At 65.7% G+C, this 13633-nt stretch carries 15 protein-coding genes; 8 read left to right on the top strand and 7 right to left on the bottom strand.

Annotated features, from left to right (window positions below):
- Positions 1-165: 165 nt before the first annotated feature.
- Positions 166-621, bottom strand: coding sequence for a hypothetical protein (locus tag ACREPD_RS19740; RefSeq protein WP_431600882.1), 456 nt, complete (start codon positions 619-621; stop codon positions 166-168).
- A 420-nt stretch (positions 622-1041) separates the two neighbouring features.
- Between ACREPD_RS19740 and ACREPD_RS19735 the strand changes: the two genes are divergently transcribed.
- The 5 genes from ACREPD_RS19735 (at position 1042) to ACREPD_RS19715 (ending at position 4770) form a co-directional block, all read left to right on the top strand.
- On the top strand, positions 1042-2085 hold the full coding sequence (locus tag ACREPD_RS19735) for a hypothetical protein (RefSeq protein ID WP_431600881.1): 1044 nt from the start codon (positions 1042-1044) through the stop codon (positions 2083-2085).
- Between the two features lie 106 nt (positions 2086-2191).
- Positions 2192-2644 (top strand): GNAT family N-acetyltransferase, encoded by a 453-nt coding sequence (locus ACREPD_RS19730; RefSeq protein ID WP_431600880.1) that lies wholly within the window; start codon positions 2192-2194, stop codon positions 2642-2644.
- Between the two features lie 115 nt (positions 2645-2759).
- Positions 2760-3767 (top strand): HWE histidine kinase domain-containing protein, encoded by a 1008-nt coding sequence (locus ACREPD_RS19725; RefSeq protein ID WP_431600883.1) that lies wholly within the window; start codon positions 2760-2762, stop codon positions 3765-3767.
- On the top strand, positions 3764-4162 hold the full coding sequence (locus tag ACREPD_RS19720) for a response regulator (RefSeq protein WP_431600879.1): 399 nt from the start codon (positions 3764-3766) through the stop codon (positions 4160-4162). Before ACREPD_RS19725 ends, ACREPD_RS19720 begins: the two co-directional genes overlap by 4 nt.
- Positions 4163-4596: 434 nt before the next feature.
- On the top strand, positions 4597-4770 hold the full coding sequence (locus ACREPD_RS19715; RefSeq protein WP_313344673.1) for a DUF1328 domain-containing protein: 174 nt from the start codon (positions 4597-4599) through the stop codon (positions 4768-4770).
- A 439-nt stretch (positions 4771-5209) separates the two neighbouring features.
- Here the strand turns inward: ACREPD_RS19715 and ACREPD_RS19710 are convergent, their stop codons facing one another.
- The 4 genes from ACREPD_RS19710 to ACREPD_RS19695 all read right to left on the bottom strand — a co-directional run bounded on the left by ACREPD_RS19710 (position 5210) and on the right by ACREPD_RS19695 (position 7525).
- The gene (locus tag ACREPD_RS19710) at positions 5210-5980 is read right to left on the bottom strand and encodes a transporter (RefSeq protein WP_431600878.1); all 771 of its coding nucleotides are present in this window, start codon (positions 5978-5980) and stop codon (positions 5210-5212) included.
- Between the two features lie 75 nt (positions 5981-6055).
- The gene (locus ACREPD_RS19705) at positions 6056-6478 is read right to left on the bottom strand and encodes a hypothetical protein (protein ID WP_431600877.1); all 423 of its coding nucleotides are present in this window, start codon (positions 6476-6478) and stop codon (positions 6056-6058) included.
- Between the two features lie 34 nt (positions 6479-6512).
- Positions 6513-6746, bottom strand: coding sequence for a hypothetical protein (locus ACREPD_RS19700; RefSeq protein WP_431600876.1), 234 nt, complete (start codon positions 6744-6746; stop codon positions 6513-6515).
- Between the two features lie 2 nt (positions 6747-6748).
- Positions 6749-7525 carry a MipA/OmpV family protein gene (locus ACREPD_RS19695; RefSeq protein WP_431600875.1) on the bottom strand — a complete coding sequence of 259 codons (777 nt, stop codon included), beginning with the start codon at positions 7523-7525 and terminating at the stop codon, positions 6749-6751.
- 115 nt (positions 7526-7640) lie between these two features.
- Here ACREPD_RS19695 and ACREPD_RS19690 point away from each other — a divergent pair, with 115 nt between their 5' ends.
- From ACREPD_RS19690 to ACREPD_RS19680, 3 genes are all read left to right on the top strand, one after another.
- Positions 7641-8315 (top strand): response regulator transcription factor, encoded by a 675-nt coding sequence (locus ACREPD_RS19690; RefSeq protein WP_431600874.1) that lies wholly within the window; start codon positions 7641-7643, stop codon positions 8313-8315.
- Positions 8312-9667, top strand: a complete 1356-nt coding sequence (locus ACREPD_RS19685) for a sensor histidine kinase (RefSeq protein WP_431600873.1) — start codon at positions 8312-8314, stop codon at positions 9665-9667. The genes ACREPD_RS19690 and ACREPD_RS19685 overlap by 4 nt, the downstream gene beginning before the upstream one ends.
- 521 nt (positions 9668-10188) lie before the next feature.
- A complete protein-coding gene (locus tag ACREPD_RS19680; RefSeq protein ID WP_431600872.1) occupies positions 10189-10740 on the top strand; it encodes a DUF3011 domain-containing protein in 552 nt (183 codons plus the stop codon).
- A gap of 177 nt (positions 10741-10917) precedes the next feature.
- Here ACREPD_RS19680 and dxs read toward each other — a convergent pair whose 3' ends face one another.
- Together dxs and ACREPD_RS19670 are read right to left on the bottom strand one after the other, a co-directional pair.
- The gene (dxs, locus tag ACREPD_RS19675; RefSeq protein WP_431600871.1) at positions 10918-12816 is read right to left on the bottom strand and encodes a 1-deoxy-D-xylulose-5-phosphate synthase; all 1899 of its coding nucleotides are present in this window, start codon (positions 12814-12816) and stop codon (positions 10918-10920) included.
- Between the two features lie 113 nt (positions 12817-12929).
- On the bottom strand, positions 12930-13589 hold the full coding sequence (locus ACREPD_RS19670; protein ID WP_431600870.1) for an HNH endonuclease: 660 nt from the start codon (positions 13587-13589) through the stop codon (positions 12930-12932).
- Positions 13590-13633 lie beyond the last annotated feature (44 nt).

Below are 13633 nucleotides of genomic sequence, written 5' to 3'. Positions count from 1 at the left end.
AAGCACCAGCATCGGTTGCAGGCGAGCTTCTCGCGTCTGCTCGCCTACAAGCGACTGCACTGCCTGGATATACCCGATGATTACCGGTACATGGATCCGCAGCTGGTGGCGTTGCTCGAGGCGAAGGTGACGCTGCTGCTGAAGTGAGCCGCCCGGAAGAGACGCTTACGTTAGCGGGAATACATAGCGTGGGGCAGCGTCCTCGTCCACCATGTCGATCAGTGCCAGCAGGTTTTTCACTGAGAGGTCTTCCAATTTTCCAGGGCAGCACTGAAGCACCTGGAACAACTTGAGCAGCTCGGCCATTCGGAGGTCGTAGATGCGCAGCATCCTGCGGGCGATGCGGAAAACCTCATGGCTGGCGCGATCTTCGGTGCCGATGAGGCGTTCCACTTGGGAAATGTGGTTGCCCTTGGGGCCCTTCGTCCAGATGGCGCAATGAACGTCGTGGACCGTCATTTCGCCGAACGATCTGCCCGAGTAATCAAGTTGGTCTTCGATGTAAGCAACAAGAGCCGCCCAGTGGGCGCTGTCCCAGTCCATCGCATCGGCGAAGACGCCGAGCTCGCTGGCGATATCAATGGTGTTGAGGGTAGGGGCTGCTAAGGGGTCGTATTCCATGGCGGGATTCCTCAAAAAAACACTGAGACCATCGCCCTACGGACAAGCTTCGTTGGGCGCCGGTGCGTCCTCTGCTTTCGGGCTGCAATCCCGGTCGCCGATTGTGCGGCGACGCGCGGATGCTGCTGTTGCACGCGTAGGCTGTCAACGCGAAAAGGAGCGATCTGCAAGACTGGATCTCACTTCGCGTCCGTCAATTTGAAGCGGATGTCGCATCTGCCCTTGGGTGATTCTGGCCTGGCTCAAACGAGAGCAGCGGCAAGTGGCGGAGGGTCACGGCGGCATAACATCGCTGGCGCTAGCGTCAGCCACTCACGGGGGTGAATAGCGAGCAGTGCTGTCCAGCAGCGCAGGCCCTTGCTTTCTCCGTGCCCGCCCTGACGGTCGCCTGTTTGCGCCTATGCAATGGGAGCAACGACGATGAACGCGAGTACGACATCGAATGCGGGTGGCAGTTCCGGCAAGGCCGATGTAGACACGGACTGGGATGACCTTGTGCTGTTTCAATTGCATCCCGACCATGCGGAGACGGTAACGACCCCTGTGTATGCGAATGGCAGGCAGCAGGCTCAGGTTAAAATCGAGATCATTGCGGAGAAGGACGGCGAGGTCGTGACCCTCACTGAAAGCCAGCTCAAGCGCATCACGCTTGTTGCCTACGACACAGGCGCGCCGCTTCCGGAAAGCGTGACAACCAGCTGCGAACAGTCTGCCCTATATGAGATCAGCTTGGATCTGCTCGAAGGTGACGTTCTTGCGGAGATCTTCGAGCCCAGGCGGGAAAATCATGCTTTCCCTGATGACGCTCAAGAGCAGTCGCTTTGGGTGAGTTGCACCACGGTGGGAAGGTACAAGGTGGCCGCAAAGATAACCTCGCCATCGGGTGTCTCATACACGACCTGTCCTGGACCGTTTGAAAGCTGGATGAACATATCGGCGCATGCGCCGCTGGTGCATGACTGGGACACGCTGAAAATGGGCGATCGCCAGGACCTGATCAAGACCAGCGATTCCCCCGATTACGATGTGGATATGTACTTCATCAAGTTCGATGTTGGGGACCTGCGGATCGTTGACAGCATTCATCACAACCACACAGCCGATCATCCGTTCTACAGCTGGCCACAGCCAGGCTGGCCGAGGATGAGCAGCGTGGCGTTCCAGGTGGGTCAACCGCGTGAGGTGATCTTCCCCCCGGGCGTTACGGGGGGCTGCAAGTTCAAGGTGAACACCCGGCCCGGGCAGGCAAACGCAGCCCGAGTGCAACACCGTGCCACCCACGACCTGAAGCAAAGCTTTGAGTTCGGAAAAGTCACGTATTTCGACCAGTACGGAAATTCGGTGCCGGCGGTGATCGCCGTCGCAAGTGACGGCAACACCCTGCATCTGCACTCCACGGGACCGCACCTGCTGCCTGAGCCGCTTGGCAAGGGTGCCGCGGAACCTACGGAAAAGCTTGATTGACTCCATGTAACCCGAGGGTTCGCCCGTATCGAGCGAACCCTCACTGGTGCACGCCCGCTATCCTGAGCAGGGCCAGGCCGCCCATGCTCGAGTTGAGGAGAGACACATGACGACAAGACGATTGCGCGCTGAAGATATGGCGGAGGCCAGCGCCGTATGCATGGCGTCGTTCATGGCGTCCGTCGCCCCGTCGCTGTCGCCGTTGGGCGTGGAGACCTTCACCGGCATCGTGTCGGTGGAGGGATTCGCCAGCCGCATGTCGGATGAGAACGACATGGTCGTATGCGAATCCAACGGCCGCGTGGTGGGCGTGGCGGAACTGGTGGGTGGCCAGCATGTGGCCACGTTGTTCGTTCTGCCCGATTGCCAGAGGCAGGGGATAGGGCGGGCGTTGGTGCAGGCGCTGCTCGATTGCGCACGTGGCGACATTGTTACAGTGCGCGCGTCGTTGGGGTCGGTTTCTGCCTATGAGCGCTATGGATTCCGGGTGGCCGGACCTGTCGGAGAATACGCGGGGCTGGTCTATCAACCGATGGAGATGGTGTTGATTCCGTCGTAGGGACACGCCATGCGTGTCTGCTCTTGGTTCCGCGGTCACGAACTCCGGCGAATGTGATCCAGCTTTCACGCCTCCGCTCCTATGCTGCACGGAAATGAACAGGGCCCGCACCGTGCTGCTGGAGCAGGAAGACAACACCGCCAAGTGGCGCATCTACGAGGCACTCCTGCAGGCCACGCCTGACCTGACCTACGTGTTCGACCTGCAGCACCGTTTCATCTACGCCAACAAGGCGCTGCTGGACATGTGGGGGCTGCGCTGGAGCGAGGCGATGGGCAAGACCTGCCTGGAGCTGGGCTATGAGCCGTGGCACGCGGCCATGCACGATGCCGAGATCGACCAGGTGATTGCCACCCGGCTGCCGGTGCGCGGCGATGTGCCATTCCCGCACGTCACCGAAGGCGTGCGCACCTACGACTACATCTTCACCCCGGTCATCGGGCCCGACGGGCAGGTGGAAGCCATTGCGGGCAGTACCCGCGACGTGACCGAACGCAAGCGGCATGAAGAACACCTGCAGCTGCTGGTGAACGAACTCAACCACCGGGTCAAGAATTCGCTGGCGATGGTGCAGTCCATCGCGCGGCAGACGCTGCGCAGCGCGGCCGGGCTGGACGATGCCAGCGACAAGATCGAAGAGCGCCTGATCGCGCTGGCCAGCGCACACGACGTGCTGACCCGGGAAAACTGGCACAGCGCCGACATCACCGAGCTGGTGGGTGCAGTGGCAGCGCTGCACGGCACGGGTGACGGCCAGCGTTTCGACGTGCATGGCGAGGCGTGCCGGCTGGACCCGCGCCGCGCGGTGGCGCTGTCCATGGCGCTGCACGAACTGGGCACCAATGCGGTCAAACACGGGGCGCTGTCCGCGCCGGAAGGGCGGGTGTGCGTGCAGTGGAAGCGCCACGAGGTGAACGGGCAGCAGCGCATCGAACTGACCTGGCAGGAGCGGGATGGTCCGCGGGTGCACCCACCGGCGCAGCTGGGGTTTGGCGCACGGCTGCTGGAGCGCGGACTCAAGCATGACCTGGGCGGCGAGGTGGAACTGGCCTTCGAGCCGGGTGGGCTGCGCTACCGCGTATCGATACCACCGGCCGTAGAGGCCGAGGCGGCGCGCCCATGAACGCCCGCGTGCTGCTCGTCGAGGACGAATCGCTGGTGGCGATGATGGTGGAAGACTGCCTGGTGGAGCTGGGCTACGAGGTCGTCGCGCTGGCGGGCACGGTGGACGATGCGCTGGCGGCGTTGCAGCGTGCGGCCATCGATGTGGCGGTGCTGGACGTCAACCTGGGCGGCACACCGTCGTTCCCGGTGGCCGAGGCGCTGGAGGCGCGCGGTATTCCGTATCTGTTTCTGACCGGTTACGACCGCAGTGCGATCCCGGAACCCCTGCGCCATCGCTATGGCCTGCAGAAGCCCTTCCGGATGCGCGACCTGGATCGCGCGCTTCACTCCCTGCAGGCGGCAGGCAGCGCGGCAGGCACAGGCAGTGAAGGTGACGCCGCGGCACTGCGCTGACGCGCGCAGGCTGTGATCGCGTCAGGTGACGGCGCGGATCACTTCTTCAATCAGCACTACATAACAGGCTGCGAAATAGACCTTGAGCAGTGCGGGGTGCTGCTTGGAGACGAATGCGCGCATGGCATCTGATGGTTGGGTGGGACGTCATCATTGTGACCAAGCTGTGAAATTGCGGCAACGGTCACACATTCAGTGGTGTGATGATCCTTCGCGACGAAATGCAGCAAATTCAACGAGATGCGCATTGTCCCAAAAGGCGGGCGCCTACCGTTCGTCGGAAAAACCCTACAGACAGTGTGAAGAAGCTCTGGTAGGGCCTGTGAAGGGTTCGCCATTTTCACGTGCCGCCTGCGGCCCATTCACGAGTGGGGGACGCGCGGATCGCTAGCGTGAAGGCCTGTCATTCATCCCGATTGGGGCAAAGGAACAACATGATCAAGTGGGCCATCATTTTCGCCATCATCGGCCTCATTGCCGGTGCCTTGGGCTTTGCCGGCATCGGTGGCGCGGCCATCGGCGTGGCCAAGTTCCTGTTCTGGGCAGGCATCATCATCGCCGTCATCCTGTTCCTGCTGGGCATGACGGTGGCCAAGAAGGTCAGTTGACATGACCGCCGGCGTGGCCGCGAGCAACGGCCTGCGGGTTACCGCAGGCGCTCGCGGCACGCTCGGGCGCAGGTCAGGCAGTACCCAGAAGCCGTTGTCCAGGTAAGGCCGCCGAGGTGCATCTTCCTGCTCCGGCCACGCAGCCCGGCGACGTTCCCGGGCCGCTTCATCGTCATCCTCCTCGTGCGAAGGCATCTCGCCTTCATCCTGCAACTGCCGCAGCACCGCATCGAAGGCGTCGGCAGCGGATTCCGCGCCCGCCACCTCCAGTTCGCCTGACTCAGGGGCAGGGTGGGATTGCTCAACGGGTGGGAGTCGCATGGCGCTTGCCGTCCGATAACGCGGAGTTAGCTGGCCACGATGACCTTGCAGGCTGCACCTTTCAATCAAACGAGTTGCGGTTGGCACCCAATCGCATGACTCCGAACACGCCCAACAATCACTCGAAGTAGAACGACACCCCAAGTCCTGCCTGCAGATCCGGGCTGTTGCGGTCCAGACCGAGGTCGAAGGAGGCGTCCAGCTGCATGCGCGAGGTCGCCATCCAGGTGAGGCCCGCACCGGCCACGGAGGTGGACGGCTCGCCGTTGGTGTGGGTGAATCCGGCTTCGACGAACGCGCTCACGCTGTCGGTTACGGCCATGTTGACGCTGGGCGACCACGTAAAGGCATCGTCGCCTGCGCCGCGCGTGGCGTTGGCGTACAGCGCGCCGGTCCAGCGGTCGTTGAAGGTGTATTCGTAGCTGGCACCCAGTTCGTATTGCGTGCCGCCTTCGCCAAACGCGCGCGAACCGGTGTCGAAGCTGCTGCTGGCCAGCAGTGCCAGCGCGTGGCGGTCCGAGCCGGTGGGGAGCGCGTATTTCAGGGCCAGGCCGGTATCGCCGGCGCCGCGCGTGGTGGTGGCCGGCGCATTGCGTGGTGCCTCGCGCAGCCGGTTCCAGGGGTTGCCGAAGGCCTGCAGCTCAAGGTTCGCGCCCAGACCCATGCGAAGGCGGATATCGGTGCCGTACTGGGTGGAACGCGTGCCTTCCTCGTCGCGGTCCCGGGAATAATCGGGCAGGCCCAGCTCCAGCGCGACGCCGCCGCGCGGCAGGGTGGAGGCCGCGAACCCCAGGCCCGGGCGGTCGAAGGCGGGTGTCTCTTCGTCATCCTGCTGCGCCCATGCGGGCAGGGCCAACGTGACCAGCAACAGCCCCATCCAGTTACGCATTGCTACATCCGCTGCGGGAAACGGCAGCAGCTTAGCGGTGCGTGTGCAACGCGCCGTGACGGCGCGTTGCGGATGTCAGTCCGGGCGGGTCAGCGCCAGCAGGCCATCGAGCAGGCGTGCCGCGCGCGGGCGGCCATCGTCGTCAATGGGGCAGGCCATGGACTGCAACCAAAAGCCGTGCGCTGCGCGGCGCGCGGCGGTGAGGCGATGGTCATCGCCTTCGCCCGGGTAACGCAGCAGCTGTGCCTGGATCCAATGCTTGAGCGCCTGCGCGATCTCCGGATCGGGCCGCCCGCGCGGTGCGCCTGCCTGCGGGTCGTGCGGCAGCAGGCAGGCGCGGAACAGCGCGGTGACATAGGCGCGCGAGAAGCGCCCATGCACGTCCGGGTCCTGGTCCACCAGCCGCTGCACGGCACGGTCGAATTCGACCAGCGCGGTGGCAAGCGCCGGTGCGTCGGCCGGTTCGCTGGTATCGAGCAACAGGAAAGGACGGCTCATGCGGACTCCTTGGTGCGCGCCGGAAGCGCGCGGGTTACTGCGCGGCGTGTGCCTGTGGCAGTTGTGGCGGCGAAGCGCCGGGGTGCGCAAGCACGTCACGCAGCAGTGCGATGACACGCTCGCCCTGGCCGTTGCAGGCCAGCTCGAAGGTGGTCTGGCTGCCGAGTGCGGGCAGCGGGGTATGCAGGATCCACTGCAGTACCCGGCTGCGGTCCGGTTCGATCTGCAGCGCCAGCGTGGCCACGCGTCGTACGATGCCCGGGCGCATGCTCAGAACCCGTACGTCAGGGCGAGCACGGCCGAATCCATGTGGTCGCCCACGGTCATCGGGCTGTCCTTGACCGCATTGGAGAGCAGGGTGCGGCGCAGCGACGCGGTGGCGGTCCAGTGCGGGCCCAGCGGCATGACAGCGGTCAGGTCCATGTACGGTGCCACGCCGCTACCCGCGCGATAGGCGGCAAGCCCGCTACGCTGTGCTTCTTCGGCACTGATGCCGAAGTAGTAGTCGTTGAGGCTGCTGCTGGCGTAGTTGGCGCCCACACCGGGAATGAGCATGACCCGGCCGGTGGGAATGGGGTAGGCGTACTTGGCATCGGCGGCCAGGCCACCGCCGTGGCCGCTGATGTCGGCCTGCACATTGCCCTGCAGCACACCCCACGGCGCAGAGTGCCGCACCGCCACGCCGGCCATCGCCGACATGCTGCGGTTGGACAGCTGGCGCAGCTGCACATCGTCGGTGTCGTTGCGCTTGAAGCGCATCATGTACGGCGAGGCCAGCAGCGAAACTTCGGTGCTTTCGGTGTTGAACAGCGTGTAGCCGATGCTGCCGCCACGGAAGTGGAATTTCTTGCCTTCGTAGTTGATCACCGGCACGGGCAGCACGTCGGTGTCATAGCCGGCATACGGCGACTTCTGCGCGGCAACGGCCAGGCCCACGCTGCTGCGGGGCTTGGCCCCGGGGGCGGCCTGGGCCAACACGCTGCCGCTGACCATCAGGCTTGCCAGGGCGATGCCCGCTACTGCCGTCTTCCGTGAACCAATCTGCATGGGGTACTGCTCCTGGGGGCGATCAAACCCCCATGATGGCGCCCGGACATTGTCGGAACGTTGCGCCAAAGAGCGCGGTACCATCGGCCCCCTCCGCCCTGTATCTGCACCGCCCATGCGCATCCTGCTGCTCGAAGACGACCCCGAACTGGCCAACGCGATCCAGGCCAGCCTGGGCCGCCATGGCATGGTGGTGGACGTGGTGGTGTCGATGGCGCAGGCCGCCGAAGCACTCAAGGCCGGCGTGCACCAGGTGCTGCTGCTGGACCGCCAGCTGCCCGACGGCGATGGCGCCAACTTCGTGCGGGTGGCGCGCAGCCACGTGCCCAACCTGCCGGTGATCATGCTGACCGCGCGCGATTCGGTGGCCGACCGCGTGGTCGGGCTGGACGTGGGCGCCGACGACTACCTCACCAAGCCCTTCGCGGTGGAAGAGCTGCTGGCGCGGATCCGCGCCATTTCGCGGCGGCCGGCGCAGATCACGCTGCCGGTGCTGGCACTGGGGCGGCTGCAGTTCGATTTCGTGGCGCGCCAGGCCAGCGTGGACGTTGCGCTGCTGGCCTTGCCGCGCCGCCAGCTGCTGGTGCTCGAAGCGCTGGCGCTGCGTCAGGGCCGCACGGTGGCGCGGGCGGCGCTGCAGGAGGCGGTGTATGGCTTCGACGATGAGATCCAGTCCAACGCGCTCGACGCACATGTGTCAAAGCTGCGCCGCGCGCTGGCCGATGCCGATGCGCAGGTGGAAATCCACGTGATGCGCGGGATCGGCTACCTGCTCAAGGAAACCGCATGAAGTTCCTCAAACCCGGCTCGCTGTCCTTCAGCCTGGCCTGGAAGATCTGCCTGATCCAGATGACGATGGTGGCCGTGGGCCTGACCGGCATGGTGCTGATGTATGGCGACCGGGGCGCGGCGTACATCGACTGGAAAACCAGTCAATCGGTGGCCGAGGCGATCCACATCGATGGCGACGCGCTGCGGGTGGACTGGGATGCGGTCAACGCCGCGGTGCCCGATCGTCCCGCGTCGTTCTGGTTTGCCGCCGCCGACGAGCAGGGCAGGCGGATGGAGCAGGGCAACGTGCCGTCTGCCTTCCGCCCGTTGGTGCAGCAGTTGCAGCACGTGGAGCCCACCGACGTGCGCACGCGCACCCATGGCGTGGAGCTGGCGATGCGGGTGTGGGTGACCGAACCCGATGGCAGCCGCATCCACGTGATGCTGGGTGGCATTCCGCATCGTGGGCTGTGGCGGCAGATGCTGGTGGTGATCGGTTACCTGGGCGGCTGGATCACGCTGCCGCTGATCGTGATCACGCTGGTGGTGGCGCCGTGGGCGATCCACCGTTCGCTGCGCGGGGTGAACCGGGTGGCCGCGCAGGCCGCCGCGATCCAGATCACCGAACGCGGCCGGGGCCTGGACACGCATGCGGTACCGCGCGAGATCGTGCCGCTGGTGGATGCCTTTAACGCGGCGGTGCGCCGCATCGGCGAAAGTTACGACGCGCAGGACCGCTTCCTGGTGGGCGCCGCGCACGAGCTGCGCATGCCGATCGCCATCCTGGCCACGCGCATTGCCGACCTGCCGCCGGGCCAGGTGCGTTCACGGCTGCAGCGTGACCTGGGGCGGTTGAGCAACATCGCCGAGCAGCTGCTGGACCTGCAGCGGCTGGATCATCACCGCAGCCAGCAGCAGCGCATCGACCTGGCCGCATTGACGGCGGAGGTGGCCGCCGATGTCGCGCCCCTGCTGATCGACGCCGGCTACGAATTCGCGGTGGAGGCACCGGAGGCGCCGGTCTGGGTGCGCGGTGATCCCGATGCGCTGCACCGGGTCATCAGCGGGCTGTTGCAGAACGCGATCGCCCACGGCGGCGGGCGCGGCCTGGTGGTGGTGGAACTGCAGGCCGGCGGCGTGCTGTCGGTCAGTGACGAAGGCGATGGCGTGCCCGAACAGGCGCGGCAGTCGATCTTCGAACCGTTCCATCGGCTGCGCCCCAGTGGCAGTGGCAGCGGGCTGGGCCTGTACCTGGCCCGGGAGATCATGCTGCGCCATGGCGGCAGCATCGTGGCCGAAGAAGCCGCCGGCGGCGGCGCGCGGTTCGTGATGAGCCTGCCGGTGGAATCCGCTGAGGTCGTGCGCAGCTGACGTTGATGGTCACGGAGGGATGCGCGGGGACAACCCAGGAGGGAGCGGGCCGGTGGCCGCCATCGGGCAAGTTCGGATTTGGGGGTAGGACCGGCGCCAATATCAGACTAATCCGATAGTTCGGTGCCGGCGTCGGCCGTATGGTGCGGGGGAAGGAACAGGCCCCCCGGAGCGCACCATGAAAATCATCCTGCAAACCGCCGCTGGCGTGTTCTTGACCCCAGCCGCAATGAAGCGGCTGCGTTCATCGATGGTGCCGTGGCCTTCGACTTCGCCGACAACCTGGCCCGTGAACAGCATGCTGAAACCGGGCGGGGGATTTCCGTGCGGGTGGAAGTGCAGGACGCGTTCGTGGACGTGGTGCGCTACGGCTGAATCACGCCCGTGCCGGTCAGCTGCGCGTCGGCTACTTGAATCGCGAATGAAATCCGCGACCTTCGGCCTATAGGCGAAGCGCTCCGCTTGCCCGATCCTGTGCCTATTCAGACACGGACCAGAGGCAAGGCATGAGGAGCGAGGCGATGGCGAACGGAACGCAGAAGTGGGTGTGGGCCCTGTTGCCGGCCCTGCTGGTGCTGGGCGGTGCCGCTCAGGCGCAGCAGTACGACCGGTACCGCGACGATGGCTACAACGACGGCCCGGTGCGCTGCGAGTCGGTCAAGGGCCGCACCCAGCAGTGCCCCATCCAGGGACGCGCGCGCCTGGTACGACAGATTTCGGGCTCGCCGTGCATCGAGGGCGATACCTGGGGCCAGGCCCGGAACGGGGTGTGGGTCACCAAGGGCTGCCGCGCCGAGTTCATTGCCGAAGGCCGGCGCCCGTCGCACGGCGGCGGTGGTTGGGGTGGCAACGGTGGTGGCAACAACGGCGGCGGCTGGGGTGGTGGCGGCCAGGTGATCAGCTGCGATTCCAACGACCAGCGCCTGCGCCGCTGCAACGTGAGCATCCGCCGCGACGTGCGGCTGGTCCGCCAGACCTCACGCACCGCCTGCATTGAAGGCCGCACGTGGGGCTTCGACCGCGATGGCGTATGGGTCAACGGCGGCTGCCGTGGCCAGTTCGAGGTGAGGTAACCCGGCCCCGAACGCGTACGGACACGCCATGCGTGTCCACGCGGTGCCAGATGGCCACGCCCTGCGTGGCCGCGCACCGCCGGAACGGTAGAGCTACCCCATGGGTGGCTTCGCGGTGCCAGATGTAATGCGCAGCCACCCATGGGGTGGCTCTACCGGGGTTTTGGCGTCGCGGTTTTACGCGCTCAATGCCTGGCTGCCCAGCGTCGGCCAGCGCTTCAACACCGCGGCGCGAATACCTGCCGCATCGATGCCGGCTTCGGCCAGCAGGTCTTCGCGGCTGGCGTGATGCTGGAAGCTGTCCGGCAAGCCCAGGTGCAGGAACGGGCGCAGCACCGCTTCGGCGTTGAGCAGCTCAGCCACGCCGGAACCGGCGCCACCGGCTACCACGTTGTCTTCAATGGTCACGAAGCCTTCGTGGGTCTTGGCCAGGTCCAGCAGCAACGCACGGTCCAGCGGCTTGATGAAGCGCATGTTCACCACGCTCAGGCCCAGCTCGCGGCCCACCGCCTCTGCGGCCGGCACGGTGCTGCCGAACGCCAGCAGCGCAATGCGGCTGCCCTGTACGCGCAGCTCGGCCTTGCCGATCTCCAGCGTGGACAGGTCGGTGCCGGCGGCAACGCCGGTGCCGCTGCCGCGCGGGTAGCGCACGGCGGCCGGGCCGGCGTACTGCAGGCCGGTGCTGAGCATCTGGCGGCACTCGGCCTCGTCGGACGGGGCCATCACCACCATGTGCGGTACGCAGCGCAGGAAGCTCAAATCCAGATTTCCGGCATGGGTGGCGCCGTCCGGGCCGACCACGCCGGCACGGTCGATGGCGAACAGCACATCCAGCTTCTGCACCGCCACGTCGTGCACCAGCTGGTCGTACGCGCGCTGCAGGAAGGTGGAGTAGATCGCCACCACGGGCTTGGCGCCCTGGGTGGCCATGCCCGCCGCCAGCGTCACCGCGTGCTGTTCGGCAATGGCCACGTCGTGGTAGCGGTCCGGGTATTCCTTGCTGAAGCGCACCAGCCCCGAGCCTTCGCGCATGGCCGGCGTGATGCCCAGCAGGCGCGGTTCGGCCGCGGCGGCGTCGCATAGCCAGTCGCTGAAGATGTCGGTGTAGGTCGGCTTCTTGGCGCCGCCCTTGGCGATCAGGCCCTTGTCCGGGTCGAACGGGCCCACTGCGTGGTAACCGATCTGGTCGCCCTCGGCGCGCTCGTAGCCCTTGCCCTTGGTGGTCATCACGTGCAGCAGCTTCGGCCCCTTGAGGGTGCGCAGCGTCTTCAGCGTGGCCACCAGGGCCGGAATGTCGTGGCCATCGATGGGGCCGGTGTAGTGGAAGCCCATTTCCTCGAACAGCGTGGACGGCACGAACATGCCCTTCCAGTGTTCTTCCCAGCGCTTGACGAAGCGCGCGGACGGCGACTTCTTCTTGTCGCCCAGGATCTTCTTGCCGCCCTCGCGCAATGCGTTGAGGGTACGGCTGCCGGTGGCGCGGCCGAGCATCTTGGTGAGCCCGCCGACGGCCTCGGAGATCGACATGTTGTTGTCGTTGAGGATCACCAGCAGGTTCGGCTCGGGGTCCATGCCACCGGCATGGTTGAGCGCCTCGTAGGCCATGCCGGCGGTCATCGCGCCGTCGCCGATCACGGCCACGACCTTGCGGTCGTCGCCTTCACGCGCACGCGCGATGGCCATACCCAGCGCGGCGGAAATGGAGGTGGAGGAGTGGCCGACGCCGAAGGTGTCGAACGCGCTCTCTTCGCGCTTGGGGAACGGCGCCACGCCGTCCTTCTGCTTGACGGTGTGGATCTCGTCGCGGCGGCCGGTCAGGATCTTGTGCGGGTAGGTCTGGTGGCCCACGTCCCACACCAGCTGGTCAACCGGGGTCTGGTACAGGTAGTGCAGGGCGACGGTGAGTTCGATCACGCCCAGGCCAGCGCCGAAATGGCCGCCACTCTTGCCCACCGATTCAATCAGGTAGGCACGCAGTTCGTCCGCGATGGCGGGCAGTTCGGATTCGTCGAACCTGCGCAGGTCATCCGGATTCTGGATGCGCGACAGGCGGGGATAGCGTGCGGAATCGATCATTTTTATCGTGCTTCTTCTTAAGCGCCTATTTTCGCCCCCAAACCGGGGTGGGGCAAGCAAACCGCCACTGCGGTGAGTAAACGGTGAGGATGCCTGCGTCAGTTTGACGCAGTTCAGGCCGCCAGCTTGGAGCGCTTGGGCAGCTGCGCCTTCAGGAAGGCCATCTGGTCGGCCAGGATGTTGCGGTTGGACAGGATCATGTGTTCGATCCAGCTGGGCCGGTACGGCACCGCCAGCAGCGGCATGCCCGCCTGCTGCGGGGTGCGGTCGCTCTTGCGCGAATTGCAGTGGAAGCAGGCGCTGACCACGTTCTCCCAGACGTCCAGGCCGCCCTTGGAGATGGGCATGACATGGTCGCGGGTGAGCTGCGGGCGGTTGAACTGCTGGCCGCAGTACATGCACAGGTGCGCGTCGCGGGCGAACAGCGACTGGTTGGACAGGTTCGGGGTGGGGTCCAGCGCGCGCGAACGGGCGTGGCCACGCGCGGCAATGATCGGGTGCAGGTCGACCCCGCTCTGGATGCCGGTGAGCCGGTTGATGCCGCCATGAATGTGCAGGCAGGGGTCGCCCAGGGTCCAGGCAACGGCATCGCGCGAGTAGAGGCAGGCGGCGTCCTGCCAGTTGATCCAGTCCAGGACGCGCCCGTGGGCGTCCAGGGACAGCAGCCGTACGCTGCCAGGCCGGTGCAGCGTGGCGATTGGCGATACTTCGTCGACCGGGGCGGACGAGGCTCCGGTATCGATCAGACCTAAGCGTGTAGTGTCTGTCTCCATCGGGAAAACAGCTTATACCGGATTGGTTGCAATTTGGGTATAGG

It is taken from the genome of Stenotrophomonas sp., assembly GCF_050737075.1.
Classification (GTDB): domain Bacteria; phylum Pseudomonadota; class Gammaproteobacteria; order Xanthomonadales; family Xanthomonadaceae; genus Stenotrophomonas.
This window is presented reverse-complemented; position numbering and strand designations above follow the sequence as displayed.

Bases quoted from the DNA above. Each gene is read 5' to 3' on its own strand.
- ACREPD_RS19740 (WP_431600882.1), bottom strand. From the start codon at position 621: ATGGAATACGACCCCTTAGCAGCCCCTACCCTCAACACCATTGATATC.
- ACREPD_RS19735 (WP_431600881.1), top strand. From the start codon at position 1,042: ATGAACGCGAGTACGACATCGAATGCGGGTGGCAGTTCCGGCAAGGCC.
- ACREPD_RS19730 (WP_431600880.1), top strand. From the start codon at position 2,192: ATGACGACAAGACGATTGCGCGCTGAAGATATGGCGGAGGCCAGCGCC.
- ACREPD_RS19720 (WP_431600879.1), top strand. From the start codon at position 3,764: ATGAACGCCCGCGTGCTGCTCGTCGAGGACGAATCGCTGGTGGCGATG.
- ACREPD_RS19715 (WP_313344673.1), top strand. From the start codon at position 4,597: ATGATCAAGTGGGCCATCATTTTCGCCATCATCGGCCTCATTGCCGGT.
- ACREPD_RS19710 (WP_431600878.1), bottom strand. From the start codon at position 5,980: ATGCGTAACTGGATGGGGCTGTTGCTGGTCACGTTGGCCCTGCCCGCA.
- ACREPD_RS19705 (WP_431600877.1), bottom strand. From the start codon at position 6,478: ATGAGCCGTCCTTTCCTGTTGCTCGATACCAGCGAACCGGCCGACGCA.
- ACREPD_RS19700 (WP_431600876.1), bottom strand. From the start codon at position 6,746: ATGCGCCCGGGCATCGTACGACGCGTGGCCACGCTGGCGCTGCAGATC.
- ACREPD_RS19695 (WP_431600875.1), bottom strand. From the start codon at position 7,525: ATGCAGATTGGTTCACGGAAGACGGCAGTAGCGGGCATCGCCCTGGCA.
- ACREPD_RS19690 (WP_431600874.1), top strand. From the start codon at position 7,641: ATGCGCATCCTGCTGCTCGAAGACGACCCCGAACTGGCCAACGCGATC.
- ACREPD_RS19685 (WP_431600873.1), top strand. From the start codon at position 8,312: ATGAAGTTCCTCAAACCCGGCTCGCTGTCCTTCAGCCTGGCCTGGAAG.
- ACREPD_RS19680 (WP_431600872.1), top strand. From the start codon at position 10,189: ATGGCGAACGGAACGCAGAAGTGGGTGTGGGCCCTGTTGCCGGCCCTG.
- dxs (WP_431600871.1), bottom strand. From the start codon at position 12,816: ATGATCGATTCCGCACGCTATCCCCGCCTGTCGCGCATCCAGAATCCG.
- ACREPD_RS19670 (WP_431600870.1), bottom strand. From the start codon at position 13,589: ATGGAGACAGACACTACACGCTTAGGTCTGATCGATACCGGAGCCTCG.